At 71.0% G+C, this 26,032-nt stretch carries 28 protein-coding genes and 1 riboswitch; of the genes, 17 read left to right on the forward strand and 11 right to left on the reverse strand.

Annotation, left to right across the window (positions count from 1 at the left end):
• Window positions 1-12: 12 nt before the first annotated feature.
• Window positions 13-930, reverse strand: a complete 918-nt coding sequence (locus ABD830_RS05405; protein ID WP_344985238.1) for an aspartate carbamoyltransferase catalytic subunit — start codon at window positions 928-930, stop codon at window positions 13-15.
• A complete protein-coding gene (pyrR, locus tag ABD830_RS05410; RefSeq protein ID WP_344985239.1) occupies window positions 927-1,472 on the reverse strand; it encodes a bifunctional pyr operon transcriptional regulator/uracil phosphoribosyltransferase PyrR in 546 nt (181 codons plus the stop codon). The genes ABD830_RS05405 and pyrR overlap by 4 nt, the downstream gene beginning before the upstream one ends.
• Before the next feature lie 205 nt (window positions 1,473-1,677).
• Between pyrR and ABD830_RS05415 the strand changes: the two genes are divergently transcribed.
• The 5 genes from ABD830_RS05415 (at window position 1,678) to bldD (ending at window position 6,997) form a co-directional block, all read left to right on the forward strand.
• Window positions 1,678-2,922, forward strand: a complete 1,245-nt coding sequence (locus tag ABD830_RS05415) for an arginine deiminase (RefSeq protein WP_344985241.1) — start codon at window positions 1,678-1,680, stop codon at window positions 2,920-2,922.
• Between the two features lie 57 nt (window positions 2,923-2,979).
• Entirely contained in the window at window positions 2,980-3,915 is a 936-nt protein-coding gene (gene arcC, locus ABD830_RS05420) for a carbamate kinase (protein WP_344985242.1), read from the forward strand.
• Between the two features lie 9 nt (window positions 3,916-3,924).
• The gene (locus ABD830_RS05425) at window positions 3,925-5,343 is read left to right on the forward strand and encodes an amino acid permease (RefSeq protein ID WP_344985243.1); all 1,419 of its coding nucleotides are present in this window, start codon (window positions 3,925-3,927) and stop codon (window positions 5,341-5,343) included.
• Window positions 5,344-6,201, forward strand: a complete 858-nt coding sequence (locus ABD830_RS05430; protein WP_344985245.1) for a universal stress protein — start codon at window positions 5,344-5,346, stop codon at window positions 6,199-6,201.
• Between the two features lie 301 nt (window positions 6,202-6,502).
• Complete coding sequence (gene bldD / locus ABD830_RS05435; RefSeq protein ID WP_055503136.1) at window positions 6,503-6,997, forward strand: transcriptional regulator BldD; 495 nt, start codon at window positions 6,503-6,505, stop codon at window positions 6,995-6,997.
• Window positions 6,998-7,473: 476 nt separating this feature from the next.
• Here the strand turns inward: bldD and ABD830_RS05440 are convergent, their stop codons facing one another.
• From ABD830_RS05440 to ABD830_RS05450, 3 genes are all read right to left on the reverse strand, one after another.
• Window positions 7,474-7,860, reverse strand: a complete 387-nt coding sequence (locus ABD830_RS05440; RefSeq protein ID WP_344985246.1) for an SAV_6107 family HEPN domain-containing protein — start codon at window positions 7,858-7,860, stop codon at window positions 7,474-7,476.
• A 475-nt stretch (window positions 7,861-8,335) separates the two neighbouring features.
• A complete protein-coding gene (locus ABD830_RS05445; protein WP_344985247.1) occupies window positions 8,336-8,527 on the reverse strand; it encodes a ferredoxin in 192 nt (63 codons plus the stop codon).
• Between the two features lie 6 nt (window positions 8,528-8,533).
• Window positions 8,534-9,727: a cytochrome P450 gene (locus ABD830_RS05450; protein ID WP_378520812.1), complete on the reverse strand. Its 1,194-nt coding sequence runs from the start codon at window positions 9,725-9,727 to the stop codon at window positions 8,534-8,536.
• A 96-nt stretch (window positions 9,728-9,823) separates the two neighbouring features.
• Here ABD830_RS05450 and ABD830_RS05455 point away from each other — a divergent pair, with 96 nt between their 5' ends.
• Window positions 9,824-10,444 carry a TetR/AcrR family transcriptional regulator gene (locus ABD830_RS05455; RefSeq protein ID WP_344985249.1) on the forward strand — a complete coding sequence of 207 codons (621 nt, stop codon included), beginning with the start codon at window positions 9,824-9,826 and terminating at the stop codon, window positions 10,442-10,444.
• A 49-nt stretch (window positions 10,445-10,493) separates the two neighbouring features.
• Window positions 10,494-10,925: a hypothetical protein gene (locus tag ABD830_RS05460; RefSeq protein ID WP_344985250.1), complete on the forward strand. Its 432-nt coding sequence runs from the start codon at window positions 10,494-10,496 to the stop codon at window positions 10,923-10,925.
• A gap of 152 nt (window positions 10,926-11,077) precedes the next feature.
• On the opposite strand, the gene ABD830_RS05465 is transcribed toward ABD830_RS05460, so the two are convergent.
• Together ABD830_RS05465 and ABD830_RS05470 are read right to left on the reverse strand one after the other, a co-directional pair.
• Window positions 11,078-12,826 (reverse strand): hypothetical protein, encoded by a 1,749-nt coding sequence (locus ABD830_RS05465; RefSeq protein WP_344985251.1) that lies wholly within the window; start codon window positions 12,824-12,826, stop codon window positions 11,078-11,080.
• Window positions 12,827-12,953: 127 nt separating this feature from the next.
• Window positions 12,954-13,661: a L,D-transpeptidase family protein gene (locus ABD830_RS05470; protein WP_344987634.1), complete on the reverse strand. Its 708-nt coding sequence runs from the start codon at window positions 13,659-13,661 to the stop codon at window positions 12,954-12,956.
• Between the two features lie 217 nt (window positions 13,662-13,878).
• Here ABD830_RS05470 and ABD830_RS05475 point away from each other — a divergent pair, with 217 nt between their 5' ends.
• Together ABD830_RS05475 and ABD830_RS05480 are read left to right on the forward strand one after the other, a co-directional pair.
• Entirely contained in the window at window positions 13,879-14,355 is a 477-nt protein-coding gene (locus tag ABD830_RS05475) for a YbaK/EbsC family protein (RefSeq protein WP_344985253.1), read from the forward strand.
• A 10-nt stretch (window positions 14,356-14,365) separates the two neighbouring features.
• Window positions 14,366-14,926, forward strand: a complete 561-nt coding sequence (locus ABD830_RS05480; RefSeq protein ID WP_344985255.1) for a GNAT family N-acetyltransferase — start codon at window positions 14,366-14,368, stop codon at window positions 14,924-14,926.
• Window positions 14,927-15,270: 344 nt separating this feature from the next.
• Here the strand turns inward: ABD830_RS05480 and metF are convergent, their stop codons facing one another.
• Window positions 15,271-16,191 (reverse strand): methylenetetrahydrofolate reductase [NAD(P)H], encoded by a 921-nt coding sequence (gene metF, locus ABD830_RS05485; protein WP_344985256.1) that lies wholly within the window; start codon window positions 16,189-16,191, stop codon window positions 15,271-15,273.
• Window positions 16,192-16,356: 165 nt separating this feature from the next.
• Here metF and ABD830_RS05490 point away from each other — a divergent pair, with 165 nt between their 5' ends.
• Complete coding sequence (locus tag ABD830_RS05490; RefSeq protein WP_344985257.1) at window positions 16,357-17,424, forward strand: polyprenyl synthetase family protein; 1,068 nt, start codon at window positions 16,357-16,359, stop codon at window positions 17,422-17,424.
• A 206-nt stretch (window positions 17,425-17,630) separates the two neighbouring features.
• On the opposite strand, the gene thiE is transcribed toward ABD830_RS05490, so the two are convergent.
• Genes thiE through ABD830_RS05505 form a run of 3 tightly spaced genes read right to left on the reverse strand, consistent with a single transcriptional unit; the run spans window position 17,631 to window position 19,815 of the window.
• A complete protein-coding gene (thiE, locus tag ABD830_RS05495; protein WP_344985259.1) occupies window positions 17,631-18,269 on the reverse strand; it encodes a thiamine phosphate synthase in 639 nt (212 codons plus the stop codon).
• Window positions 18,247-18,621 carry an Rv2175c family DNA-binding protein gene (locus ABD830_RS05500; RefSeq protein WP_344985260.1) on the reverse strand — a complete coding sequence of 125 codons (375 nt, stop codon included), beginning with the start codon at window positions 18,619-18,621 and terminating at the stop codon, window positions 18,247-18,249. Before ABD830_RS05500 ends, thiE begins: the two co-directional genes overlap by 23 nt.
• Before the next feature lie 30 nt (window positions 18,622-18,651).
• Window positions 18,652-19,815, reverse strand: a complete 1,164-nt coding sequence (locus ABD830_RS05505; protein ID WP_378520811.1) for an NAD(P)/FAD-dependent oxidoreductase — start codon at window positions 19,813-19,815, stop codon at window positions 18,652-18,654.
• Between the two features lie 59 nt (window positions 19,816-19,874).
• Window positions 19,875-19,991: riboswitch (TPP riboswitch) on the forward strand.
• On the opposite strand from ABD830_RS05505, the gene ABD830_RS05510 reads away from it, so the two are divergent.
• The 7 genes from ABD830_RS05510 to pucL all read left to right on the forward strand — a co-directional run bounded on the left by ABD830_RS05510 (window position 19,981) and on the right by pucL (window position 26,031).
• On the forward strand, window positions 19,981-21,156 hold the full coding sequence (locus ABD830_RS05510) for an FAD-dependent oxidoreductase (protein WP_344985262.1): 1,176 nt from the start codon (window positions 19,981-19,983) through the stop codon (window positions 21,154-21,156). Its footprint overlaps the riboswitch before it by 11 nt.
• Window positions 21,153-21,353, forward strand: coding sequence for a sulfur carrier protein ThiS (gene thiS / locus ABD830_RS05515; RefSeq protein WP_344985263.1), 201 nt, complete (start codon window positions 21,153-21,155; stop codon window positions 21,351-21,353). The genes ABD830_RS05510 and thiS overlap by 4 nt, the downstream gene beginning before the upstream one ends.
• Window positions 21,346-22,101, forward strand: coding sequence for a thiazole synthase (locus ABD830_RS05520; RefSeq protein ID WP_378520810.1), 756 nt, complete (start codon window positions 21,346-21,348; stop codon window positions 22,099-22,101). Before thiS ends, ABD830_RS05520 begins: the two co-directional genes overlap by 8 nt.
• Window positions 22,102-22,326: 225 nt before the next feature.
• On the forward strand, window positions 22,327-24,216 hold the full coding sequence (gene pknB / locus ABD830_RS05525; protein ID WP_344985264.1) for a Stk1 family PASTA domain-containing Ser/Thr kinase: 1,890 nt from the start codon (window positions 22,327-22,329) through the stop codon (window positions 24,214-24,216).
• A gap of 145 nt (window positions 24,217-24,361) precedes the next feature.
• Window positions 24,362-24,862 (forward strand): 2-oxo-4-hydroxy-4-carboxy-5-ureidoimidazoline decarboxylase, encoded by a 501-nt coding sequence (uraD, locus tag ABD830_RS05530; RefSeq protein ID WP_344985265.1) that lies wholly within the window; start codon window positions 24,362-24,364, stop codon window positions 24,860-24,862.
• Window positions 24,859-25,158, forward strand: coding sequence for a hydroxyisourate hydrolase (gene uraH, locus ABD830_RS05535; RefSeq protein ID WP_344985266.1), 300 nt, complete (start codon window positions 24,859-24,861; stop codon window positions 25,156-25,158). The genes uraD and uraH overlap by 4 nt, the downstream gene beginning before the upstream one ends.
• A complete protein-coding gene (pucL, locus tag ABD830_RS05540) occupies window positions 25,159-26,031 on the forward strand; it encodes a factor-independent urate hydroxylase (protein WP_344985268.1) in 873 nt (290 codons plus the stop codon).
• Window position 26,032 lies beyond the last annotated feature (1 nt).

The following is a 26,032-nucleotide window of genomic DNA, read 5'->3' on the forward strand; positions in this document are numbered from 1 at the left end:
CGCTCCGCTCACTCACGTGCTCTCTCCCCCAAGCAGCAGGTACAGGACGGCCATGCGGATGGTCACGCCGTTGGCGACCTGCTCGACGATCGTGGACCGGGCCGAGTCGGCCACCTCGGCGGCGATCTCCATGCCCCGGTTCATCGGCCCGGGGTGCATGACGATCGCGTCGTCCGGCATCTTGGCGAACCGGTCGCGGTCGAGCCCGTACCGGCGGGAGTACTCGCGCTCGCTGGGGAAGTACGCGGCGTTCATCCGCTCCTTCTGCACGCGCAGCATCATCACCACGTCCGACTTGGGCAGCACGGTGTCCAGGTCGTACGACACCTCGCACGGCCAGGAGCCGACGGCGACGGGCAGCAGCGTGGGCGGCGCCACCAGCGTGACGTCGGCGCCGAGCGTGTGGAGCAGCAGCACGTTGGAGCGGGCGACCCGGCTGTGCAGCACGTCGCCGACGATCGTGACCTTGCGCCCGTCGAGACTGCCCAGGCGGCGGCGCATCGAGAAGGCGTCGAGCAGCGCCTGCGTGGGGTGCTCGTGGGTGCCGTCGCCGGCGTTGACGACGCTGCCGTGCACCCAGTTGGCCAGGCGGTGCGGCGCGCCGGAGGCGCTGTGGCGGATGACCACAGCGTCGGCGCCCATGGCCTCGAGGGTGAGCGCGGTGTCCTTGAGCGACTCGCCCTTGGACACGCTCGACCCCTTGGCCGAGAAGTTGATCACATCCGCGGACAGCCGCTTGGCCGCCGCCTCGAACGAGATCCGCGTACGGGTGGAGTCCTCGAAGAACAGGTTGACCACGGTGCGGCCGCGCAGCGTCGGCAGCTTCTTGATGGACCGTTCCGAGACTCTCGCCAGCTCCTCGGCGGTGTCGAGGATGAGCAGCGCGTCGTCCTTGGACAGGTCGCCGGCGGAGATCAGGTGGCGGTTCACTTGTCGTCCCCCTTCACGAGCAGCACGGCGTCGCGGCCGTCGATCTCCTGCAGGTAGACCCGGACCTTCTCGCTCTTGGCCGTGGGAAGGTTCTTGCCGACGTAGTCGGCGCGGATGGGCAGCTCGCGGTGGCCACGGTCGACCAGCGTGGCCAGCTGCACGGCGGTGGGGCGGCCGAGGTCGTTGAGCGCGTCGAGCGCGGCGCGCACGGTGCGGCCGGAGTAGAGGACGTCGTCCACGAGCACGACCACGCGGCCGTCGATGCCGTCCGGCGGCAGCTCGGTGCGCCCGAGCGGCCGGGCGGGCTTGAGCCTCAGGTCGTCCCGGTACATCGTGATGTCGATCGAGCCGACAGGGATCTTGACGCCTTCGAACTGCTGGATGCGGTCCCCGAGCCGGTGGGCCAGCGTGGCGCCGCGGGTGGGGATGCCGAGGAGTACGACGTCGTCGGCGCCCTTGGTGCGCTCGAGGATCTCGTGCGCGATCCGGGTCAGCGCCCGATGGATGTCCGGGGCTTCGAGAACGGCCCTGGAATCGGACATGGCGAATCTCACCACCTTTCCCGCCTCACGGGACGGGTCTTAAAGGGTGTTGGTCGGCACACACAGTACCAGGGGCTACCAGGAACAACGCGAGGGGGCTTCCGTTGCGTCACCACGCGCCCACGGGGTACGGATGGCGTACCGGTCTTCTCGGGGAAAGAGGCTGATACTGCCCGAGGACGCCGTCTGGAGGGAAACAGCGAAGATGGCCTTTCATGTCGATTCCGAGGTCGGACGCCTGCGCCAGGTGCTCCTGCACAGACCGGACCTGGCGCTCAAGCGGCTGACCCCGTCCAACAAGGACGCGTTCCTCTTCGACGACGTGCTGTGGGCCAGGCGCGCGATCGAGGAGCACGAGGAGTTCCAGCGGGTGCTGACCGACCGCGGTGTCAAGGTCCACCTGCTGGCCGACCTGCTCACGGAGACCGTCGAGATCCCGGAGGCGCGCAAGCACATCCTCGACGCGGTCATCGACGAGCGCTGGCTCGGCCCCGGCGCCATCGACGAGGTGCGCAACGTCCTCGACGGCATGGACTCGGCGACGCTGCAGGTCTACCTGACCGGCGGCGTCACCAAGCGCGAGCTGGTCGAGCTGGGCTGCGACTTCGACTCCGTGACCTTCCACACCACCGGCGACGACGACTTCATCCTGCCGCCGCTGCCCAACCACCTCTTCACCCGCGACACGTCCTGCTGGATCTACGACGGCGTGTCGATCAACGCGATGAAGAAGAAGGCCCGCATGCGTGAGACGGTCAACATGGAGGCCGTCTACATGTACCACCCGACGTTCGCCGACGGGTTCGGCCGGCCGGAGACGGGCGGCTTCCACTGCTGGATGCCGGGACAGTCGGTGGCGCCGGCCACCATCGAGGGCGGCGACGTGCTGGTCATCGGCCGGGGCGCGGTGCTGGTGGGCATGAGCGAGCGCACCCAGCCTCAGGCGGTCGAGATGCTGGCGCAGCGGCTGTTCGCCGCCGGGTCCGCGCGGACGATCGTGGCGCTGGACATGCCGAAGGCGCGGGCGTTCATGCATCTCGACACCGTGATGACGATGCTCGACGTCGGCGTGTTCACCGAGTACGCGGGCCTCGGGATGCTGCGCGCGTACACCATCGAGCCGGGCGAGACGCGCAAGGAGCTCAAGGTCACCGACCACCCGCCGGAGCACATGCACAGGGCTATTGCCCACGCCCTCGACCTGCCCGACATCACGGTGCTGACCCCCAAGCAGGACGTCCGCGCGGCCGAGCGGGAGCAGTGGGACGACGGTTGCAACGGGCTCGCGCTGGAGCCCGGCGTGGTCGTCGCCTACGAGCGCAACACCACCACGAACAACTACCTGCGTGACAACGGCATCGAGGTCATCACGATCAGGGGCAGCGAGCTCGGCAGGGGGCGCGGCGGCCCGCGCTGCATGAGCTGCCCGCTCGAACGCGACGCAGCATGAGACGCAGCACGGGACGCAGCACGGGACGCAGCATGAGACGGGCATGAGGGGGCACGGATGCGGGTCATCGTCGCGCTGGGCGGCAACGCGGTGCTCAAACGCGGCCAGGCGCCGGACGCGGACGTCCAGCAGGCCAACATCCGGACGGCCGTCAAGACGCTCGCCCGCCTGGCTCTGGAGCACGAGCTGGTCATCACCCACGGGAACGGCCCGCAGGTGGGTCTGCTGGCCGTGGAGAGCGCCGCCGATCCGAACCTGACCAGGCCGTACCCGTTCGACACGCTCGGCGCGCAGACGCAGGGCATGATCGGCTACTGGATGCAGCAGGCCCTGCAGAACGCGCTGCCCGGCCGGCAGGTGCTGGCCATGGTCACGCAGACGCTGGTGACGGCCGTCGATCCCGCTTTCGAGAACCCGACCAAGTTCGTCGGGCAGGTCTACGATCAGGAGGCCGCGGAGAAGCTGGCCGCCGAGTACGGCTGGACGGTCAGGCAGGACGGCCCCCACTGGCGGCGTGTCGTCCCCTCGCCCGTTCCGCGCCGCATCGTCGAGACCCGGCTGATCCGGATGATGATCCGCGAGGGCGTGGTGGTGATCTGCGCGGGCGGCGGCGGCATCCCGGTCGTCCGCGACGAGCGCGGCCGGCTGACGGGCGTGGAGGCGGTCGTCGACAAGGACCTCACCACCGCGCTGCTGGCCGAGGCGCTGGATTGCGACGCGTTCCTGAGCCTCACCGACGTGCCGCGCGTCTTGCGCGCCTTCGGCACGCCGGACCAGAGCGAGATCGCCCACACCACGCCGCACGAGCTGCGCGCCCTGGAGTTCCCTGCCGGGTCGATGGGGCCGAAGGTGGAGGCGGCCTGCCGGTTCGTGGAGACGACCGGCGACATGGCCGCGATCGGCAGGCTGGACGAGGCCGAGCGCATACTCGAGGGCTCAGCGGGCACGATCGTGACACCGAACGGCAGGTGGCCGCTGACGAGCACGCTGTAGGGGTGTCCGATGACACTGGCCCGACGGCTCTTGCGCACCAAACCCACCGAGCGCATCGTCGCCGAGGGCGGCCACGGGGAGGGCGGCGAGCTGCGGCGCACCATGTCGCTGTGGCAGCTCACGCTCTTCAGCGTCGGCGCCACGCTCGGCACCGGAATCTTCGTCATCCTGGGTCAGGCCGTGCCCAAGGCGGGGCCGGCGGTGGTGCTGTCGTTCGTGCTGGCGGCGATCACGGCGCTGTTCTCGGCCCTGTCCTACGCCGAGCTGGCCGGGACGATCCCGGTGTCCGGCTCGTCCTACTCCTACGCGTACGCGACGCTGGGCGAGCTGGTGGCCTGGGTGTGCGGCTGGTGCCTCATGCTGGAGTACGCCGTGTCCGTGGCGGCCGTGGCCGTGGGCTGGGGCGAGTACCTGAACGCGTTCCTGCGGGCCCTGTTCGGCTTCACGCTGCCGGATGCCGTCACCCGCTCCCCCGGCCAGGGCGGCGTGGTCAACGTCGCCGCGATCGTCATCGTCCTGCTCGCCACGTGGCTGCTGCTGTACGGGGCCTCCGAGAGCGCCACGGCGAACGCGATCTTCGTGGTGATCAAGGTCGTGGTGCTGCTCTTCTTCTGCGTGGTGGCGTTCACGGCCTTCCAGACCCGCAATTTCACGCCGTTCGCCCCCATGGGGGTGGCCGGGATCACGGCGGCGGCCTCGCAGGTGTTCTTCTCCTACATCGGCTTCGACGCCGCCTCGACCGCGGGTGAGGAGGCCAAAAACCCCAAGCGCGACCTGCCCCTCGCGATCATCCTGTCACTGGCCATCGTGACGGCCGTCTACGTCCTGGTGGCCGTGGCGGCCATCGGCGCGACGCCGTGGACGGGCTTCGACCCGAACAGGAGCGAGGCGAGCCTCTCCCACATCGCCGACCTGGCCACCGGCGCGTCCTGGCCGGGCCTGATCGTCTCCTTCGGCGCGGTGATCGCCATCGCCAGCGTCGTGCTGACGGTCATCTACGGCCAGACCCGCATCCTGTTCGCGATGTCCCGCGACGGGCTCATCCCGCGGATCTTCCAGCGGGTGAACATGCGCCGCCAGGTCCCCGTCGCCAACACCCTCCTCGTCGCCGCGTTCATCTCCGTGCTGGCGGGCCTGGTGCCGCTCGGCCAGCTCGCGGAGGCGACCAGCATCGGCACGCTGTTCGCCTTCGCGATCGTGAACGTCGGCGTGCTGGTCCTGCGCTACCGCAGCCCCGAGCTGCCGCGCGGCTTCCGTGTGCCGCTGTTCCCCGCCACGCCGGTGCTCGGCGCGATCTTCTGCGTCATCGTGATGGCGGGCCTGGCCGGGGCCACGTGGGCGGCGTTCGGGCTGTGGATGCTCGTGGGCCTGATCTGCTACTTCGTGTACGGCTACGGCCATTCGCGGCTGAACGCCGAGGTGACCTGAATGAAGCTCCACGACGTGCTGGCCGGCTATGTCCCGGATGCTCAGGGACGGGACGGGCTGGCGCTCGCCGTACTGCTCAAGGAGCAGGCGCGGGGCCGCCTGACGGTGGCGTTCGTGCAGCCGCCCACGTGGTCCGCGCCCGGGCCCGCCAGGGCCGAGGAGAGCGCGTGGCGGGCGTACCTGATGGAGCTGGCCGACGCGACGCTCTGGCGGGCTCGCGAGCTGGCGGGCGACGACGCCGACTACGTGGTCCACGCGCACAAGAGCAGCGGACGCGGGCTGGTGGAGCTGGCGCGCAAGCGCGCCGCCGACGTGGTGGTGATCGGCTCGGCCCCTGGCGGCGACACGGGGCGCATCGCCCTGGGCAGCACCGCCGACCAGCTCCTGCACTCCTCCTCCGTTCCCGTGCTGCTCGCCCCGCGCGGCTACGCCGACGAACGCCCCGCCGTACTCGAACGCCTCACCGTCGCCTACCGCCGCGGCCCCGGCTGCGACGCGGCGGTCAAGGACGCGACGGCGGTGGCCGCGGCTCTGGGCGTCCCCCTGCGGCTGGTCACGCTGGTGCTCAGCAGCGACAGGCTCGCCGAGATCGAGGAGGACCTGCTCGAACGCCTGCGCGACCAGGCGGCCTCGGACCTGCGGACGGCGACCCGCGGGCGGCCGGAGGCGGAGGTCGAGGTGCTGGAGGGCCGCAACGTCGCTCAGGCGCTCCGGACGGCCTCGTGGCTCCCCGGTGAGATGATCATATGCGCTTCGAGCACCGCCGGGCCACTCAGACGGGTCTTCCTGGGCGACACATCGCTCAAGATCGTACGGGCTGCGACCTGCCCTGTCATGATTCTCACCCGGCAGAACTGACGGGGCGAAATTCCTCGGCAAACTATGACGAAGTACTGTTATAAATGAGACACCAGGGGCGTTTGTGGCGTTCTCTACCGGACCGGATTCGGCATCTTTTTTCCAATCAGCTTGACCTTAGGCGTCCGCCCCTTTACCGTCACTGTCCGTAACCACACCTCGCGGCGTTCTGGGTTAAACCTGGGGCCACGGCTACCGTTGGTGCCTAGCACGGCACCAGACCCCCCGGTGGCTAGGGCATACGCCGCAAGGGAGCACAATCTACTGAGAGCGATACATACTAGAGCCGGGGGGCCACAGAATGCCGTCTGAGTACGCAAAGTCGCTGGGTGCACGACTGCGCGCCATCCGCACCCAGCAGGGGCTTTCCCTGCACGGGGTCGAAGAGAAGTCGCGCGGCAGGTGGAAGGCCGTAGTCGTGGGCTCTTATGAGCGTGGCGACCGAGCGGTGACCGTGCAGAAGCTTGCCGAGCTTGCCGACTTCTACGGGGTGCCCGTATCCGAGCTGCTGCCGGGTGGCGCCGCTCCCAGCCCGCTGGGGCCGACGCCCAAGCTTGTGATCGACCTGGAGCGCCTGGCCGCGCTGCCCAAGGAGAAGGCGGGGGCACTGGCCCGCTACGCCGCCACGATCCAGAGCCAGCGCGGTGACTACAACGGCAAGGTGCTGTCGATCCGCCAGGAGGACCTGCGCTCTCTGGCCGTGATCTACGACAAGTCGCCGAGCGAGCTGACCGAGGAGCTCATCAGCTGGGGCGTCCTCGACGCCGAGGCACGCCGCGCCGTCGAGTCGTTCTGAGGCAGATCTCGGCCTGAGTCTGCCGTCCGCTCACGGGCTCGCCGCCGCCTGGCACCGGCGAGCCCACCGGCTTCCTGGCACCGCGGACGGCACACCTCGGCCTCTTCGCTGCCTTTTCCGGCCCGATCCGGACACCTCGCACCACGGGTTTCCGTCGTGTGACGAAGATCACTTTCACCGCTTCCACGCCCGAGGGGCCGCCCGCACGCGGCCTCATCGGGCGTTCGGGTTCTGCCCTGAGCATGATGCGCCTGCCTGCAAGCGAGCGCCCGTCCATGGCGCGTTCGTCGCGGGGCACATCCATGGGGCGAATGCGCGCTTCACAAGGCGCGTGTGCGTCCCTGAGGCATGCCTCCAGGGCGAGCGTCCGGCATCCCGAGCCCGCGCTGAGAGCATGCGCGACGCAGACCAGGAACCCGCCGCGTGGGGCGGCGTTCCGGTGAAGAGCCGTGTCCCCCGGCGGGACAGGCAGGGGCTCAGCCCGCCAGCGGGACGTTCACGGGGAGCTGGGGCTGGGAGGGGACGCCCAGGAGGTCTTCCACCGTGGAGACGAATGTCTCCGCCTCGGCCAGGATCTCGTCGGCGTCGGCCGCGCTGACCCGGCTGACCATGCCCGCCTCCGCGGCGGCACGCTTGGCGGCGCTCACCGCGAAGTAGGCCGCCCACTCGGCCAGGTGCGGCTCGGCCTCGGGCAGCAGGTCCCAGGCGCTGCGCAGGCGGCGCCTGCGGCCCTCCGTGGGACGGGGACGGGCGGCCAGCATCGCCGCCGCCGCTCGAAGGGCTGCCAGGTGGGCCGCCACATATCGGGATGCCGGGGTGCGGGCGCCGGCCGCGTCCGCCAGGCAGGAACGTGAATCGGTCAAATGTGCCCGAACCGCAGGCGACAGCCGGGGCCCGGGCGTTTCTCTAGGCCGTGGTGCCATCTTGCGCGCCTCCTTGGAGTCGTGGGCGGCAGCCGGCGTCTGAAGCCGGTGGAGTCAACACTTGCAGACGCCACCGACATTTCCGCCGGGCTGGCCGGACGAGGAGCTTCCCCTCTCCCCGTCCGGCCAGGACACGCCCACTCGTCTCCGCCGACGACGAGGACGCGCCCTTCGCCCGTGGAGCCTGGCCGCGGGTATCGCTTGGGGAAGCGAACGGCCCGCGACCAGGTCCTTGTGACGCTGAGCCGCGAGCCCCACCGTCACACGTCGAACATAATTTCGATCACGCTCGGTGTCAACCGATTCCACGAACACAGGTTCGACGTGTCGCGTTCCTGTGGACGAAAAAGGCCGTCGCCGCAGGAGAACGAGATGCGGCGACGGCCCTCGGGCCGTTCAAGGGGTCAGGCGTCGCTCAGGCGATGGAGATGGCCCCTGACGGGCACAGGGTCACGGCGCGGCGGACGCCGTCCTCCAGCTCCTGCGGCGGCACCTTCTGCAGGAGCTCCACCGTGCCCTCGTCCTCGCTCTGGTCGAACACCTCCGGCACTGTCAGCGCGCACATGCCCGCGCCGATGCACACCGTCGTATCTGCCTTGATCTCCATGATGACCTACCAAGTGACTGGGAGGCGGTGCACGCCATAGATGCCCATATCCGAGCGCATCGGCACCTCCTCGGGTGTTACGGCCAAGCGTAGACCCGGGAAGCGGCGCAGCAGTGCGGGGTACGCGATGCGCATCTCGGCCCGCGCGAGCTGCTGTCCCAGGCACTGATGGATGCCGTGGCCGAAGGTCAGGTGCCCGCCCGCCTGCCTGGTGACGTCGAGCCGGTCGCCGTCGGGGAAGCGGGACGGGTCGCGGTTGGCGGCGGGCAGCTGGAGGGTGACGGTCTCGCCCGCCTTGATGAGGGTGCCCTCGATCTCGACGTCCTCCAGCGCGGTACGGATCGGCCCGACGTGGATGATCGTGAGGTAGCGCAGCAGCTCCTCGACGCCGTTGTCCACCACCGACGGGTCGTCGCGCATGGCGGCGAGCTGGTCGGGGTTGGTGAGCAGCGCGTACGTCCCGAGCCCGAGCATGTTGGCGGTCGTCTCGTGCCCGGCCACCAGCAGCAGGAACGAGACCCCGGTGAGCTCCTCGTCGTTCAGCTCCCCGCCCTCGATGAGCCCGCTGAGCAGGTCGTCGGACGGCTCCTTGCGCTTGCGCTGGATGAGCCCGTACAGGTACGCCATGACCCGCCCGAGCGCGGCGATCGCCTCCTCGGCCTTGGTCTCCAGGCTGAGCAGGAGCTTGGAGTCCTCCTGGAACTGCGCGCGGTCCTCGTACGGCACCCCGAGCAGCTCACAGATCACCAGCGACGGGATGGGCAGCGCGAACATCTGCACGAGGTCCACCGGACCGCCGGCGGCGGCCATGCCGTCCAGGTGGGCGTTGACGATCTCCTCGATCCGCGACTCGAGCGCCTTCATCCGGCGCACGGTGAACTGCCCGGTGAGCAGTTTGCGGTAGCGCGTGTGGTCGGGCGGGTCCATCCGCAGGAAGACCCCCGCCGGCATCTTCCGCTCCCGCTGCATCCTCACCCGTTCCAGCTGGCTCGGCAGCGGCGGATGCGAAAGCTCCTGCCTGTTGCTGAAGTGCGGGTGCGCCAGGATGGCGCGGGCCGCCGAGTAGCGGGTCACCAGCCAGCCCCGGTGGCCGTCTGGGTAAGTCATGCGGTGCATGGCCCCCTGTTGTCGCAGCTCAGTGGCTTCGTCAGGCGGGTCCAACGGACGCCGGCGGACCATGGGAAACGTGACGTCGGACATGCTGCGGCTCCTTTCCGAGTGACACCCCCATAAAACCTCTCCCATTGCAAAATTTCAATCCATGCAAATGGGCACTGCTTGCACTATAGTTTCGGCATGGTGGAAAGCGGTGGCGTGGGGCTGCGGGAGCGCAAGAAGCAGCGCACGCGCCGGGCACTGGTCGAGGCCGCGCTCCGGCTGTTCGACGAGAAGGGCTACGAGGAGACCACACTCGCGGAGATCGCCGCGGAGGCCGACGTGTCGACGCGCACGTTCTTCAGCTACTTCGCGAGCAAGGAGGACGTGGTCTTCTACGACTCCGAGGGCCGGATGGAGCGGGCGGTCGCCGCGCTGGCCGACAGGGAGCCGGGCGAGTCGCCGGCCGACGTGCTGCGCAGGATCGTGGACGAGAGCCTGGAGTGGCTCACCACGTACGAGGAGTTCACGTTCGAGGACGCGGGGCTGCGGATACGGCTCGTCCTCAAGGAGCCGGCGCTGCAGGCGCGGGCGCTGATGATGCTGTTCGAGAACCAGGCCAGGATGGCGCGGGCGCTGCACGAGGCGTACCCGGACAAACTGGACCGGGTGGAGGCGGCCGCCGCGGTGGGGGCGGTGTTCGGCGCGGTGAAACTGGCGATCATCACGAACATCGACCACGACCGGTCCGTGGAGCAGATGTGGCACACGGCGCGGCGCGCGGCCGAGATCACGCTCTCCGGCCTGTGCTCGCTCGGTTAGCCCTCGACGGCCCTGTCTGGGAAACTGGCCCGAGGGGAGGGGGAGCCGGATGGCGAGGAGCAGGTGGCCGGTCGCTCTCGGCCTGCTGACGCTGGGGCCGGTCCTGGCGGCGGCGTACGCGGGCGCGAACCTCGTGGCCATCAGGACAGCCGTGAAGACGCAGATCGCGGGCCCCGAGTGGGCGGGCGGCCGGCTCGGTCCCGACGGGATGACCGCGCTGGGCACCGACGCGGGGCGGCTGGTCTCGTGGACGGCGCTGCTCGCGGGCGTCCTGGGCGTGGTCTACGCCGTCATCGGCGTGCTCTTACGGCGGCGCGGCCGGGGCCGCACGTTCCTGTTCGTGCTGTCGGGCGTCCTGATCATCCCGTACGCCCTGGCGGTCTTCGTGGCGCTGCTCAACCCCGTCAGGATGCTGGCGGGACTCTACGACTCCCCGACTTCGCCGACGGCCTCCCCGCGTGGCAGGCGGCCACGGTCGTGATCCTGGTGCTGGCCGGGCCGGCACAGGCGGTAGGGCTGTGCATGGCCGCCGCCGAGGGCAGGCGGGCGGCCACGGCTCCCCCGGAACCTCAGCGCTGAAGGCCGGACTTCACGGCCGCGGCGGGCCGGTCGAGCGGACCCGCCCGCCGGCTCTCAGCCGCAGCGCCCGTTCGACCAGGTCGTCCAGCCCATCTGGGCACCGCCCCGGCCGGTCGCGGCCCAGCCCGTCGGCGGGACCGCGCCGTACGGGACGACGGCGGTGCAGGCGCCCTCCGGAGGCCGGCCGCCGTAGAATTCGAGCTTCGTCCACGACACCCGGTACGCCAGCGGCACCCACACGTTCCACTTCACCCTCCTGTCCACCGCCACCCGCCCCGGGGGCGGCTTCGGCAGCCAGTCGGCACCGGACGGGGGCGCGGGCGCCTGCCCGGCCGTGAACGCGATGTCGATCAGCGCCAGCACGCCCACCACCAGCAGCCGGGTACGGCGGGTGGTGAGGAAGGCGGCCGCGATCAGGCAGGCCAGCATGATCAGTGCGGTCATCGAGGCGGCGACCAGGTCGAGCGAGTCACGGTCGCCGGTGAGGAAGATCACCTCGGGGAAGTCGAACGCGATGAAGCCGTAGCGCTCCAGCCGGTCCCCCGCGTACCAGGCGGCCGCCCCGCCGGTCAGCGCCATCAGCCCGGCGGCGGCCGCCGCGTGCCGCATGACGGCCAGGCGCCCGCCCTTCAGCAGCACGACCAGCCCGGCGAGGGTCCAGGCCACCGCGACGCAGGCCAGGTAGCGGCCGTAGACGTAGTTGCCGACGCGGTGCTCGTCCGGCAGGGCGGCCGAGGAGGCGTACGCGATGCCGAGGGTCGCGAGCAGCAGCGCGCCCGCCAGGACACGGTGCTGGAACGGCGCGGACCGCCGGACCAGCAGGGCCGCCGCGCCGGCCAGGCCGACGCCCGCGAGCCCCCAGGTGCCGACGATGAGGTACCAGAGCTGCCCGGCCGCTCCCGAGAGCGCCCACGCCTGCCCCTCGAAGGTCGTGAGCCTGGACATGAGCAGCCCCGACAGGTCGCGGGACCCGCCCGGGTACAGCGCGGCCGCCAGCGCCCCGTTGAGCGCCTTACCCGCCGCCACGACCACGGCGGCGCTTCCCAGCGCCGCGACCGCCGGCATCACCATCCCCCGGCGGACCGCCGGCATCACCCTCTTCCGGCGGACCGCCGCTGTCCCCGTCTTCCGGCGGACCGCCGGCACCACCGTCTTCCAGCGGACCGCCGCCACCATCACGACCAGCACGCAGACCGCCAGGACGACCGTCCCCCGCAGGTGCGCCGCCATCGCGAACGCCGACAGCCCGCCCGCCGCCGCCCCGGCCCGCACCGACCGGTACGCGACCAGGTCGTGCACCGCGACCAGCCAGGCGAGCACGAGCACGGGCAGGATCGCATCGGTCAGCGCCAGCCCCGAGAACAGCAGCAGCGCCGGCGACAGCCCCGCCACGAACGCCGCGATCAGCGCGGCCCGCACGCCCAGCCCCAGCCGGCGCAGCAGCAGGTACGCCAGCGGGTACGCGCTCGCGGCCACCATCGACCCCACCACGGCCACCAGCCGGTAGGCCAGGACGGGGTCGGAGGTGAGCCAGAAGATCGGCACCAGCAGGACCGGATACCCGCCGTGGTAGAAGGTCGAGCCGGTCAGATCGGCGCCGGGCCCGCCCGCCAGCCAGCGGGCGGCGAGCAGATACCCGGTCTCGTCCGGGTTGGCCACCGGTCCGGTGTGGTAGCGGTACAGCCAGAGGCGCAGCCCCACGTGCGCGACCCACCCCGCCACCAGCAGCCACCACAGCCGGGACCGGCTCTCGCGCCGCGCCGCCACGTATGCGGGCACGGGCGCCATGAACACCGTTGTCATGGACTCCCCCCAAGAAGGTCAGGGAGGGAGTCCAGCAAAGGCCCCATAACGGGCCCGTCACCGTATGTGGTTATGCGCGCGTTATGCTGCCGAAGCCCCTGGTCACGCGCTCACCGGCACGCCTGGCTCAGGCGCGCCGGAACTTGCCCCGGACATGCACGGGCACGCCCTTGCCGAGCATCGCCGGCAGCACCTCGGCCACGTTCATCGGCATGCGGACGCACCCGTGCGAAGCCGGGTAGAGCGGCACCGACAGAGCCCCGTGGAAGGCGATGCCGCCGTTGAAGAAGATCGGGTTGTAGAGCTGCCCCAGGTACGACCGGTGCCACCCGCGAGCGCGCCACGTCGTCCTGTAGTCGCCCGTCGGCGTGCTGGCCGAGCCGCAGAACCGCTGCTGCCTGCCCTGCCAGGTGGCGGTCTCGCAGTAGGGGACGCCGCTGCCCGAAGAGATGTGGGTGATCAGCTTCACCTGGCCGCCCACGTAAAGGACCATGATCTGCTTGGTGAGGTTGACCTCGGCGCGGGTCGGCTTGCCGTTCCTGACCAGGACCTGAGGAGACTTCGGCGCCTCCAGGGCGTCCCACGTGCGCTTGGCGATCGTGCCGGACGGCCTGATGCCGTTCACCTTCTGGAACGCCCACACGGCCGCCAGCGTCGCACCGCCGTAGCGGCCGTCGGCCTTGCCGGGGCGGTAGCCGAGCTCGGCCAGGCGCTGCTGCAGCCACTGGACGGCCTTGCCCTTGGAGCCCAGCTTGAGCGTCTTGCGCGGCGCGGTGACCGCGGCGGCAGGCCCGAACTGCGCGCCCGCCGAGATGCGCGTGGCGACGGGGGACACAGCCGTCAAGACCGGTGATGCCGACGCCGGGCGTTGCGGCGCCTGCGCACCGCAGCCCGAGAGTGCGACAGCGCCAGCCGTCAGAAGAGCAGCCACTCCGGGCAGCCGTCGAGCCCCCACGCGTACCACCTCTCATACCATTATTGAATAGATCAGAGGACCCTACACCACTCGCCATGAACCAGTAATGAAGCGGTCAACTGTTTAGAGTGTGCCCATGCCTGAGAAGTTGCCGTCCAATGCCGTCGTCGTTCAAACCGCGCTGCGCGAGCTCGGGGCGGGCGGCGAGATCGTCGTCCTGCCCGAGAAGGCCCCTACGGCCGCGACCGCCGCGGCTCAGCTCGGGTGCGAGGTCGGCGCCATCGCCAACAGCCTGATCTTCGACGCGGACGGCGCTCCGCTGCTGGTCCTGACGAGCGGGGCGCACCGCGTGGACGTGGAGCTGATCGCCCGCACGGTAGGGGCCGCGAAGGTACGGCGTGCGACGCCGGAGTTCGTCAGGGCGGCGACCGGCCAGCCCATCGGCGGCGTGGCCCCGGTCGGGCACCCGGCGCCCGTACAAACCCTGGTGGACAACTGGCTCGGCAAGCACGAGGTGGTATGGGCGGCCGGCGGGCATCCGCTGACCGTTTTCCCGACGACGTTCGAAGAGCTCGTGCGGATCACCGGGGGTACGGCGGCGGACGTCGAGTAATGTGCGACGGGTGATCGAGTTTCGCGGGGCGGGTCCGGCCGAGTTCACGGAGCGGCTGGAGACGGTGATCGACATTTACGCGGCTGCCATGAACCCGCCCGAGGAGCAGATCAACGGCCGTAAGACCATCATGCGAAATCACGCGACATATCCCCATTTTCAGTGTCATTTCGCGGAATTGCGTGATTCGTCCGTTTCCTCGCCCCTTACCGTGGGCTTCGCGTACGGCTTCCACGGCGCTCCCGGGCAATGGTGGCACGACGTGGTCTACCGGGCCGTGACCGACCGCCTCGGCCGGGAGGCCGCCAACGCCTGGCTGGGCAACGCGTTCGAGCTGGCCGAGATCCACGTCCACCCCGACTACCACGGCAAGGGCATCGGCCGCGCGATGATCCGCACCATCTGCGCCGGACGCCCCGAGCGCTCGGCCGTCCTGTCCACCCATGACCAGCCCACGGCCGCCCGCCATCTCTACGCCAGCATGGGGTTCACCGACCTTCTCACGAGGTTCGTGTTCCCGGGCGGCCACGAGGACTACGCGATCATGGGCCGTCCTCTGCCCTTGACCTGACGGCGACCTGTTGAGGAGGCCGTGACTGTTGGGTTTGTTTGGGCATGGCCTGGGGCACCATCCATTACGTAAGGTATCCGCCCCTTTACTCACCGTCTACTGTCCCCTGCCCGTCACCCGCCCGGTCCCCCTGCGGACGGGTGGCGGGCCACCCCACCGCAGTACGGCGGTGTCCCGGGCGGCGGTACACCTCATCCAGCGCGCCTCACCCCAGCGCGCGACCCACCACCCGCCGCCCTCGTGCCCCGCCACCGCGGGGCCCCTCCGGCGCAGGCGCGGCGGGATGGTGGCTGGACCCGCCCGGCGCCACCTGGCGTCGGCCTTCACACCCCGGCCCGACGGTTTCAGGCGGAAAGAGCCACCCGCTCGAGGCGCTGGAAGACTTCGCGCGACGCGCTGGAGCGGTTGAACGTGATGAAGTGGATGCCCGGCGCGCCCTCGTCGAGCAGCCGCTGGCACAGCTCGGCCCCGTGCTCGATGCCGAGCCGCCGCACCGCCGCCGGGTCGTCCGCGACCGCCTCGAAGCGGGCCGCCACCTCCGGCGGGAACGGCGCCCCCGACAGCTGCTCCGACCGCGCGATGGTGCTCATCTGCGTCACCGGCATGATGCACGGGATGATCGGCGTGTCGCACCCCTGGGCCGCCACCCGGTCGCGCAGCCGCAGATAGTCATCCGCGCGGAAGAACATCTGCGTGATCGCGTAGTCGGCCCCCGCCTGGCACTTGCGGACGAAGTACTCGGTGTCGGACTCGATGGACGGCGAACGCGGATGCTTGTACGGGAAGGCGGCCACGCCGACGCAGAAGTCGCCCGCCTGCCTGATCAGCCGTACCAGGTCCTCGGCGTAGAGCACGCCCTCGGGGTGGCGCACCCACTCGGCCGACGGGTCGCCAGGGGGGTCGCCGCGCACGGCCAGGATGTTGCGCACCCCGGCGTCGGCGAAACGCCCCACCAGGTGGCGCAGCTCGCGGATCGAATGGTTGACCGCGGTGAAGTGCGCCACGGGCGTGAGCGTCGTGTCGTGCGCGATCCGCTCGACGATGTCGACCGTGCGGTCACGCGTGGAGCCGCCCGCGCCGTACGTCACGGACACGAACGTCGGCCGCAGCGACTCCAGCTCCCTGATCGCCTTCCAGAGCTGCCGCGCTCCCTCGTCGGTCTTCGGCGGGAAGAACTCGAAGGAGAACGACCGGCCACCGGCGGCGAGCAGGTCGCGGACGGTGGGAACACGATCGGGCAGGATGGAGGGTCGACCAAGCGCCATGCCCCAAGGTTACAGGTCAGCTCCCCACCACAAGGTCATGGACGCACCACCCTAGGGGGCCTGCGCGTCACCCTAGGGGTCACAGCCCTGTCCCCTCCGAGGCACGGCGACGCCTCCGGCACACCTGCGGATTCGATCCGGGCGCCCGGCCACTAGTCTCAAGGCATGACCACTGACGCCGCCGGCATGGACACCCTGCGCAAGCAGGTGGAGCGTGCTCTCGGAGCATTCGTCGAACGGCAGCTGCCCGACACCGGCGATCCCGAGCTCGCGCCGCTGCGCACGGCCGCCGACGAGTTGCTGTCGGGCGGCAAGCGGCTGCGCCCGGCGTTCTGCTATTGGGGCTGGCGCGGCGCGGGCGGCACGGACGTCCCCGAGATCTTCACCGCCGCGGCCTCCTTGGAGCTGCTGCAGGCCAGCGCGCTCGTCCACGACGACGTGATGGACAAGAGCGACCTGCGCAGGGGGATGCCGGCCGCGCACCGCCGGTTCCAGTCGCTGCACGAGAAGTCGGGCTGGCACGGCTCCGCGGAGCAGTTCGGCGAGGGCGCGGCGATCCTGCTGGGCAACCTGCTGCTGATCTGGTCGGGCGAGATGTGGCGCACCAGCGGCCTGCCGCCCGAGTCGATGGCGGCGGCCCAGCCGGTGCACGACCACATGCGCACCGAGCTGATGTGCGGACAGTACCTCGACCTGCTGGAGCAGGCTCACGGGGAGAACACGTTCGAGTCGGCGCTGCGGGTGGCGCTGTTCAAGAGCGGCAAGTACTCGGTGGAGCAGCCGCTCAGGCTCGGGCTGGTGCTCGCCGTCGGCAAGCTCATGCCGTGGATGGACGAGCTGTGCACGGGGTACGGCACGCAGGTCGGGATCGCGTTCCAGCTCCGGGACGACATCCTGGGCGTGTTCGGCGACCCGGCGCAGACGGGCAAGCCCGCCGGGGACGACCTGCGCGAAGGCAAGCGGACGATGCTCGTCGCCCGCACCCTGGCGGCCGCCTCCCCCGCCGACGCGGCCACCGTGCGGCGGCTCCTGGGCGACCCTGAGCTGGACGAGCACGGGGTGGAGACGTTGCGGCGGATCATCGACGACACCGGTGCGCTGCGGGAGTGCGAGGATCTGATCGGCGACTACCTGGGCAGGGCGCTGGCGGCGCTCGACGAGGCGCCGGTCACGGCCGAGGCCCGCACGGCGCTGACGGAGCTCGCCATCGCCGCCACCTCCCGCAACACCTGACGCACCCGCGTCTTCTCTCGGGGGCTCGGTCCTCTCCTGGATGCGGACGCGCACGCCTCCAGGGGCCGATGCGCGCCGATCCAGGGCCTGACATGGCCGTCGCACCGGGGCGGCCCGAGGCGCCCGCGGGGTGGCGGACGCCTCGGTACGAGGCCGACGGGGCAGCCGGGGACACGGGTGGCCGCGTAAGGTGCGGCCTGCGCGGGTCAGCGGGAGGACAGGCGCTTGGCGAACTCCGCCGTGGCCGCCCCCGGGTCCTCCGCGTCCGTGATCGCGCGTACGACCACCACCCGGCTCACCCCGTACGACATCACCTCGTCCAGGTTGGCGAGGTCGATGCCGCCGATCCCGAACCACGGCCGTGCGGTCTCCAGCGCGGCCGCGTGCCTGAGCAGCGGCGGGCCGGGCGCCGGGCGGCCGGGCTTGGTGGGGGTGGGCCAGACGGGGCCGCAGCAGAAGTAGTCGACGCCCGGCTCCACGGCCGCGGCGGAAGCCTCGGCGGCGGAGTGGGTGGACCGTCCGATGACGATGTCGTCGCCGAGTATCTCTCGCGCGACCGTCACAGGAAGGTCGTCCTGCCCCAGATGGAGCACGTCGGGCCGGGCGGCATAGGCGATGTCCGCCCGGTCGTTGACGGCCAGCAGTTTGCCGTGCCGGTCGCAGGCGTCGCGGAAGACTTCGAGGAGTGCGAGTTCTTCGCGTGCCTCCAGGCCCTTCTCCCGCAGCTGGATGATGTCCACGCCGGCGGCCAGCACCGAATCGAGGAACTCTGCCAGGTCGCCGCGGTCGCGGCGGCCGTCGGTGCAGAGATAGAGGCGCGCCTCAGAAACCGAGGGCTTGGGCACGCCGCTTGACCTCCGTATGACGGCCGGCCTTGATCGCCTGGATGGGCGACCCCGGCAGCGACTCGTCTGGGGTGAAGAGCCAGCGCAGCGACTCGACATCGTCGTAGCCGGCGTCCTGCAGCACGGTCAGCGTGCCGGGCAGGCCCTTCATCACGTCCTTTCCGTCGAGGAACACCGCAGGCACCTGCGGCCCGCCGCTGCCGCGGCGCACGCCGAGCAGCTTGTGGTCCTTGAGGAGTTGCTTGGCCCGCCCGATCGAAAGGTCAAGGCGCGAGGCCACTTCGGGGAGAGTGAGCCACTCTTCTACGAGCTGGTCGGTCTCCCGGTCGATCTGTGCAACAGAAAGCGTCACGAAACCACAACTACCACATGGCGTGCTTGCTCAAACAACACAATCCCGTAGGGGGACATCTGGATCTACCAGGCGTTCCGCGTCGAGGCGGTGCCCCGCGTCGATGATCCGGCGCCCCTGTACGAGGTCCCGCGGCCGGTCCACGGCGAGCACCGCGGCGAGCGCGTCGTCGGCGGTGAGCCAGACGGCCGACCACTTGCCCGCCGGGTCGCCGCGGTAGACGAGCCGCTCCCCCGCCGGATGGTGGCCGGCGTACTGCACCATGTGGCCGAACTGCTCCGACCAGAAGTACGGGACGGGATCGTAGGCCACGTCCTCGCCCAGCAGGCTCGCGGCGGCGACCTCGGGGGCGTTGAGCGCGGTGTCCCAGTGCTCGACCCTGAGCCTGGTCTGCCAGCGGCGCGACCACCAGGCGGCGCAGTCGCCGACGGCGACCGTGTCGGGCAGCGAGGCACGCAGGTGCTCGTCCACGACCACGCCGTTGTGCAGGTCGATGTCGGCGCCGGTGAGCCATTCGACGGCCGGGCGGACGCCGATGCCGGTGACGACCACGTGGGCCTCCACGAACTCACCGCCGACCAGGCGCACGCCGCCCTCGTCCACGGAGTCGACCATGGTGCCGAGCCGCAGGTCGATCTCGTCGTACCAGCGCTGGGTGCGGGCCCCGATCTCGGCGCCGACGGCGGCCGCGAGCGGCGCGGGACCGGCCTCGATCACCGTCACCGCGCAGCCGGCGCGGCGGGCGGCGGTGGCCACCTCGGCGCCGATCCAGCCCGCGCCGATGACGGCGACGCGGGCGCCGGCGACGAGCATGGCCCTGAGCTCGTGGGCGTCGTCGATCGTGCGCAGCACGTGCTGCGGGCCGTCGCCGGGCAGCCTGATCGGCTCGGCCCCGGTGGCGATGACCAGCCCGTCGTAGCCCACCTCGCCCTCGGTGGTCTCGACGACGCCCTCGCGCAGCGACTTGGCGCTGACGCCCGGGCGGAAGTCCACGTCGATCGCGGCCAGGTCGGTGCCGACGTAGCTGGTGTCGGCGTCGCCGAACAGCACGGCCTTCGACAGCGGCGGGCGGTCGTAGGGGCGATGGCGCTCCTCACCGATCAGAGTGATCCTTCCGCCGAATCCCCGCGAGCGCAGCGCTTCCACGGTGCGCACCCCGGCCAGGCCGGCTCCTACCACCACGACATGATTCACGTTCATGACCATAACGGGGGCGGTGCCGGGCCGTCGCGCCGAGGCCGTAGGCTTGAGGCGGAAAGACGCGCGGGAGTCCGGCCGTAACCGGGCTGAGAGGAAGGCTTCACCGGGCCTTCGACCGCAAGACACCTGATCCGGATCATGCCGGCGAAGGGAGCGCGGATGGATGTGATCGTGGGCGCCGGCGTCGTCGGGCTCTCCGTGGCCTGGCGGCTGGCCCGCGACGGGCGGCCGGTCACTCTCGTCGACCCCGCCCCTGCCTCGGGCGCCTCGCACGCGGCCGCGGGCATGCTGGCACCGGTCAGCGAGGTCTCCTACACCGAGGCGCCGCTGCTGCGGCTGGGCGCGGCGTCGCTGCGCCGCTGGCCCGGCTTCGCCGCCGAGCTGGCCGCCGACGCGGGCCTGCCGGGTGCCGAGGCCCTGGACCTGCGTTCCGACGGGACGCTCGACGTGGCGTTCGGGGCCGACGACCTGGCGGCGCTGGACGAGCTGGCCGCGTACATGGAGAAGCTGGAGCTGCCCGTCGAGCGGCTGAGCGGGCGCGAGTGCCGCCGCCTGGAGCCCATGCTGGCGCCCTCCGTGCGGGGCGGGCTGCTGGCCCCCGGCGACGCCTGGGTGGACCCGCGGCGGGTGACCGCGGCGCTGCTCGCCGCCCTCGACCGGCTGGGAGTCCCGCTGGTACGGGCTCGCGTCGGCGAGCTGCTGCGCGACGGCGGCGGCCGGGTCACGGGGGTACGCCTCGAGCCGCCCGGCGGTGAGACGCCCAGTCAGACGCCCAGTCAGACGCCCAGTCCCGCCGCCAGCGCGGAACCGGGCGGACGGGCGTCCGAGATACGGGCGGAGCGGGTCGTCCTGGCGGCCGGGGCGTGGAGCGCCGGGCTGGCCGAGGTGCCGGTGCGGCCGGTCAAGGGGCAGATCATGCGGTTGCGTTCCCCGCAGCCGCTGCTCACCCGCTGCGTACGCGGCACCGTGCACGGCACGCCGGTCTACCTCGTCCCCCGGGGTGACGGCGAGCTGGTGGTCGGGGCGACCCAGGAGGAGATGGGGTTCGACACCCGGGTGACCGCGGGCGGGCTGTACGAGCTGCTGCGGGACGCCAGGGAGCTGGTGCCGGGCGTCACCGAGCTGGAGGTCGCCGACGTCGTGGCCGGGCTGCGGCCGGGCACGCCGGACAACCTGCCCGTCATCGGCCCGAGCGGCACCCCGGGGCTCGCGTTGGCCACCGGGCACCACCGGGGCGGCGTGCTGCTGGCGCCGTTGACGGCCGACATCCTGCGGGGCGAAGAGGGCGAGCTGGCGGCGTTGTGCGCGCCTGGAAGGTTTCGGGAAATTTCATGATTGTGACGATCAACGGGGCCGCGCACGAGGTGGCCGACGGCATGACCGTGGCGCAGGCCGTACGCAGACTGACCTCGGCCACCACCGGGGTGGCCGTGGCCGTGAACGACGAGGTGGTCACGCGGAGCTCGTGGGAGACGACCTCACTCAGCGACCGTGACCGGGTGGAGGTTCTGACGGCGGTGCAAGGTGGATGATCTGATCATCGCCGGGGAGAAGTTCGGTTCCCGGCTCATCATGGGGACCGGCGGCGCACCCTCGCTCGACGTGCTCGACCAGGCGCTGGCCGCGTCCGGCACCGAGATCACCACGGTGGCCATGCGGCGGCTCGACCCCGATGCCCGCGGCTCGGTCCTCGACGTGCTGCGCAAGCGGGACATCAAGGTGCTGCCCAACACGGCCGGCTGCTTCACCGCGGGCGAGGCCGTGCTGACGGCGCGGCTGGCCAGGGAGGCGCTCGGCACGAACTGGGTCAAGCTCGAGGTCATCGCCGACGAGCGGACGCTGCTGCCCGACCCGATCGAGACGTTCGACGCGGCCGAGCGGCTGGTGGCCGACGGGTTCGTGGTGCTGCCGTACATCGGGGACGATCCCGCGCTGGCCCGCAGGCTGGAGCAGGCGGGCTGCGCGGCCGTGATGCCGCTGGGCGCGCCGATCGGCTCGGGCCTCGGCATCCGCAACCCGCACAACATCGAGCTGATCGTCGAGGCCGCGTCGGTGCCGGTGGTGCTCGACGCGGGCATCGGCACGGCGAGCGACGCCGCGCTGGCGATGGAGCTGGGCTGCGACGCCGTGCTGCTGGCCACGGCGGTGACCAGGGCGCAGCGGCCCGATCTCATGGCGGCGGCCATGAAGGGTGCCGTGGTCTCGGGACGGCTGGCGCGGCTGGCGGGACGCATCCCGCGCAGGCGCTACGCCGAGGCGTCCTCCCCGATGACCCCCTGAGCCCGATGACCCCCTGAGCCCGATGACCACTGAGCCCGATGACCCCCTGAGCCCGATGACCACTGAGCCCGATGACCCCCTGAGGGAGGTGCTCACTCAAGGCGCCGGGCACCTCTGAGGCGCCTGGTGCGGACGTGCGCGCGGGGGCGTTCGACAGGAACGTCTCCGCATCGGTTTAGGGCGGCAAGGCCCTGCCGATGGCAAAACGCCCGTAAACTCAGCGGGGTGGACACGACGACTGCGGACCCCCTGGTCGGGCGGCTTCTCGACGGACGCTACCGCATCGAGAGCCGGATCGCCCGGGGCGGTATGGCGACGGTCTACCTCGCGCTGGACGTCCGGCTGGACCGGACGGTGGCGCTGAAGGTGATGCACCGCTCGCTCGCCGAGGACCCGGCGTTCGTCAGGAGGTTCATCGGCGAGGCCAAGTCGGTCGCCAGCCTCTCGCACCCCAACGTGGTGCACGTCTTCGACCAGGGCACCGACAACGACGTGGTCTACCTGTCGATGGAGTACGTGCCCGGCAAAACGCTCCGCGACATCCTGCGCGAGCGCGGCAGGCTGCCCGCCCGCGAGGCCCTCGAGATCATGATCCCGGTGCTCGCCGCCCTCGGCGCGGCTCACCAGGCCGGGATGGTCCACCGCGACGTCAAGCCGGAGAACGTCCTGATGACCGACGACGGCCGGGTCAAGGTCGTCGACTTCGGTCTGGCCAGGGCCATCGAGGCCACCAACCAGACCCGCACCGGCGTGATGATCGGCACGATCGGCTACATGGCTCCCGAGCAGGTCACGCTCGGCGCCACAGACGTGCGCAGCGACGTCTACGCCGCGGGCATCATGCTGTTCGAGCTGGTCACGGGGCAGCAGCCGTACGACGGCCAGACGCCGATGTCGGTCGCCTACCGGCACGTCCACGACACCGTGCCCGCGCCGTCGTCGCTGGTCCCCGAGGTGCCGCCGCTGATCGACACGCTGGTGACGCACGCGACGGCCCGCGAGCCGGCCGACCGCCCCGCCGACGCCACCGCGATGCTCGTGGCGGCCGTCGACGCGCACCGGATGCTGCCGCGGCTGACCAACCCGCCGATGTCCCACTCCCAGCCGCACACCCGTACGTTCTCCGCCGCCCACTCGGCGCCGCAGGCCGCGCCGGCCCACACCCTGATCCAGCCGCGGGAGGAGGCGCCGAAGCGGCGGGGGTTCCGGCCCAACTGGTTCCTGGTGGTGCTCGCCGCCGTGATGGTGGTCGCGGTGGGCCTGACCGGCTGGTTCTTCGCGCAGCCCGAGCTGGTCCGCGTGCCCGACCTGGTCGGCAAGAACCTGGAGCTGGCCAGGAAGAGCGCCGTCGCGGCCGGGTTCAAGGTGCAAGAGGGCAAGGGCCTCAACGACGAGAAGGTGGAGGCCGGCCTGGTCCTGAGCAGCGACCCGCCCGCCAACACCGAGGTGAAGAAGGGCGCCACGATCACGCTGGTGCCTTCGCTCGGCCCCAAGCGGATCATCGTGCCCAACACCGGCGGCATGAGCGGCGACGAGGCCCGCTCCGCGATCGCCGCCGCCGGGCTGACCGTGGGCGTGGTCAAGCGGCTGGCCAACCAGGTGGTCGAACGCGGCAAGGTGATCCGCACCTCGCCGCAGGTGGGCGAGAAGGTGCGGGAGGGCTCCAAGGTCGACATCTTCGTCAGCGCCGGAATGGTCATGCCCGACGTCAACGGCATGCCCAAGGACGAGGCCGCCGGATATCTGGGCCAGCAGGGCTTCCAGGTGCAGGTCAACGAGGTGGACGACGACGCCGAGCCGTGCACGGTCATCGCCCAGACGCCCAAGGCGAAGGCCGAGGTGGACAAGGGGGCGCAGGTCGCGATCACGGTGGCGCGGTGCCAGACGGACTTCTTCGACTGGTTCCGCGGCGACAACGAGGCCCGCGACGACCAGCAGAACAGCCTGGTGCCGTCGGTGATCGGCAAGAACGTCAGGGACGCCAAGGCGGATCTGGAGGCACAAGGGTTCAAGGTCCGGGTGCAGAAGCTCGGCAACGCCGGGGTCGTGCAGTTCCAGCGGCCCCTGCCGGGCAGCGAGCGCCCGACGGGCAGCACGGTCATCCTCTGGCAGTGAGGGGCCGCGCCGCGCCCGGGTGACGCGCGCCCGGGCGTGGCGGCCGGGGCTTGGAGCATGACACGAAAAGTCCTGGCCATGAGGGCGGTCAGTTCGGAGTTCTTGCGGATGGACCGGGCACGAAGCGCATGTGTGTACTTCTGACATGCCCGACACACTGACCGACTTCAACGCCAGGCCCCCGGATGCCGCCGAGGAGGAGCTGCTCACCTGCTGCGCCTCCCGGACCTTCGCCGCGAAGGTGGCGGCGCGCAGGCCGTACCGGGATCTCGGCGAGCTCACGGCGGCCGCCGACGCGGCCGTCAGGGAGCTCGCGTGGGACGACGTGCTGGAGGCGCTCGCGGCGCACCCGAGGATCGGGGAGCGGGCCGCCGGGGACGGCAGGGGGGCGTCCTGGTCCCGGCAGGAGCAGTCGGGGGTGGACGACGGGGTACGCCAGGCGCTCGCCGAGGGCAACAGGGCGTACGAGGAGCGCTTCGGGCACGTCTACCTGGTCTGCGCCACCGGGCTCAGCGGGGCCCAGCTGCTGGCCAGGCTCGGCGGGCGGCTGGGCAACGATGAGGAGAGCGAGCGCGCGGTCGTCCGCGACGAGTTGGCCGCGATCACGCGGCTGCGGCTGGGCAAGCTCATGGAGGAGGGGACATGAGCTTCTCGACGCACGTGCTCGACGCGGTCACCGGGCTCCCGGCGCGGGGCGTCCGCGTACGTCTGGAGCACGACGGCCGGGTCGTGGCCGAGGGCCGCACCGACGACGACGGCCGCATCAAGGGATGGAACCCGGGCGCCGGCGTGCACCGGGTCGTCTTCGACACCGGGGCCTACCTGGAGGACACGTTCTACCCGGAGGTCGTGGTCACCTTCACGGTCGCCGACCCGGAACGGCACTACCACGTGCCCCTGCTGCTCAGCCCGTACGCCTACTCCACCTACCGAGGGAGCTAGATGTCCGTCAAACTCGGCCCCAACCGCTACGGCAAGGCGGAGATCAGGCTCGTCCGCGTGGTCAGGGACGGCCCAGTGGACGACGCGGTGCACCATGTCAAGGACCTCAACGTCAGCACCTCGCTCTCCGGCGACATGGACGCCGTCCACCTGACCGGCGACAACGCCGCCGTCCTGCCGACCGACACGCAGAAGAACACCGCGTACGCGCTGGCGCGCGAGCACGGCGTCGGCCAGATCGAGGAGTTCGCCCTCCTGCTGGCCAGGCACTTCGTCGAGTCGCAGCCGACCGTCCACCACGCCAGGGTCGAGATCGACGAGTACGCGTGGCGCCGCGAGGGGCCGCACTCGTTCGTGCGCGAGGGCGGCGAGGTGCGCACGTGCGCCGTGCACCACGACAGGGACGGCCGGTCCACCGTGGTGTCCGGGCTGAAGGACCTGGTGCTGATGAACACGACGGGGTCGGAGTTCCACGGTTACATCGTGGACGAGTACACCACGCTCCAGCCCACGACCGACCGCATCCTCGCCACCGCCGTCGCCGCGCGGTGGCGGCACACCGGCGACACCACCGCCTATGGCAAGTCGTACGAGCAGGTGCGCGGGTCGCTGCTGGACGCGTTCGCGGGCACCCACAGCCTCTCGCTCCAGCAGACCCTGTACGCCATGGGCGAGCGCGCTCTGACCGCCTGCCCCGAGATCTGCGAGATCAGGCTCTCGATGCCGAACAAGCACCACTTCCCGGTGGACCTGTCGCCGTTCGGCCTGGACAACCAGAACGAGGTCTTCTTCGCCGCCGACCGTCCGTACGGCCTGATCGAGGGCAGTGTGCTGCGTGAGGACGCATCCGACGCCGGATTCGCCTGGGAGTAGG

The sequence above is a fragment of the Nonomuraea helvata genome (genome assembly GCF_039535785.1).
Taxonomy (GTDB): Bacteria; Actinomycetota; Actinomycetes; order Streptosporangiales; family Streptosporangiaceae; genus Nonomuraea; species Nonomuraea helvata.

Coding starts and splice junctions, on each gene's coding strand:
- uraH (WP_344985266.1), top strand. CDS start 24,859: ATGAGCTTCTCGACGCACGTGCTCGACGCGGTCACCGGGCTCCCGGCG.
- ABD830_RS05415 (WP_344985241.1), top strand. CDS start 1,678: ATGGCCTTTCATGTCGATTCCGAGGTCGGACGCCTGCGCCAGGTGCTC.
- pyrR (WP_344985239.1), bottom strand. CDS start 1,472: ATGTCCGATTCCAGGGCCGTTCTCGAAGCCCCGGACATCCATCGGGCG.
- ABD830_RS05425 (WP_344985243.1), top strand. CDS start 3,925: ATGACACTGGCCCGACGGCTCTTGCGCACCAAACCCACCGAGCGCATC.
- ABD830_RS05510 (WP_344985262.1), top strand. CDS start 19,981: ATGGATGTGATCGTGGGCGCCGGCGTCGTCGGGCTCTCCGTGGCCTGG.
- thiS (WP_344985263.1), top strand. CDS start 21,153: ATGATTGTGACGATCAACGGGGCCGCGCACGAGGTGGCCGACGGCATG.
- ABD830_RS05465 (WP_344985251.1), bottom strand. CDS start 12,826: ATGACAACGGTGTTCATGGCGCCCGTGCCCGCATACGTGGCGGCGCGG.
- arcC (WP_344985242.1), top strand. CDS start 2,980: ATGCGGGTCATCGTCGCGCTGGGCGGCAACGCGGTGCTCAAACGCGGC.
- ABD830_RS05450 (WP_378520812.1), bottom strand. CDS start 9,727: ATGTCCGACGTCACGTTTCCCATGGTCCGCCGGCGTCCGTTGGACCCG.
- ABD830_RS05475 (WP_344985253.1), top strand. CDS start 13,879: ATGCCTGAGAAGTTGCCGTCCAATGCCGTCGTCGTTCAAACCGCGCTG.
- ABD830_RS05490 (WP_344985257.1), top strand. CDS start 16,357: ATGACCACTGACGCCGCCGGCATGGACACCCTGCGCAAGCAGGTGGAG.
- bldD (WP_055503136.1), top strand. CDS start 6,503: ATGCCGTCTGAGTACGCAAAGTCGCTGGGTGCACGACTGCGCGCCATC.
- ABD830_RS05445 (WP_344985247.1), bottom strand. CDS start 8,527: ATGGAGATCAAGGCAGATACGACGGTGTGCATCGGCGCGGGCATGTGC.
- ABD830_RS05455 (WP_344985249.1), top strand. CDS start 9,824: ATGGTGGAAAGCGGTGGCGTGGGGCTGCGGGAGCGCAAGAAGCAGCGC.
- metF (WP_344985256.1), bottom strand. CDS start 16,191: ATGGCGCTTGGTCGACCCTCCATCCTGCCCGATCGTGTTCCCACCGTC.
- pucL (WP_344985268.1), top strand. CDS start 25,159: ATGTCCGTCAAACTCGGCCCCAACCGCTACGGCAAGGCGGAGATCAGG.
- uraD (WP_344985265.1), top strand. CDS start 24,362: ATGCCCGACACACTGACCGACTTCAACGCCAGGCCCCCGGATGCCGCC.
- ABD830_RS05460 (WP_344985250.1), top strand. CDS start 10,494: ATGGCGAGGAGCAGGTGGCCGGTCGCTCTCGGCCTGCTGACGCTGGGG.
- ABD830_RS05430 (WP_344985245.1), top strand. CDS start 5,344: ATGAAGCTCCACGACGTGCTGGCCGGCTATGTCCCGGATGCTCAGGGA.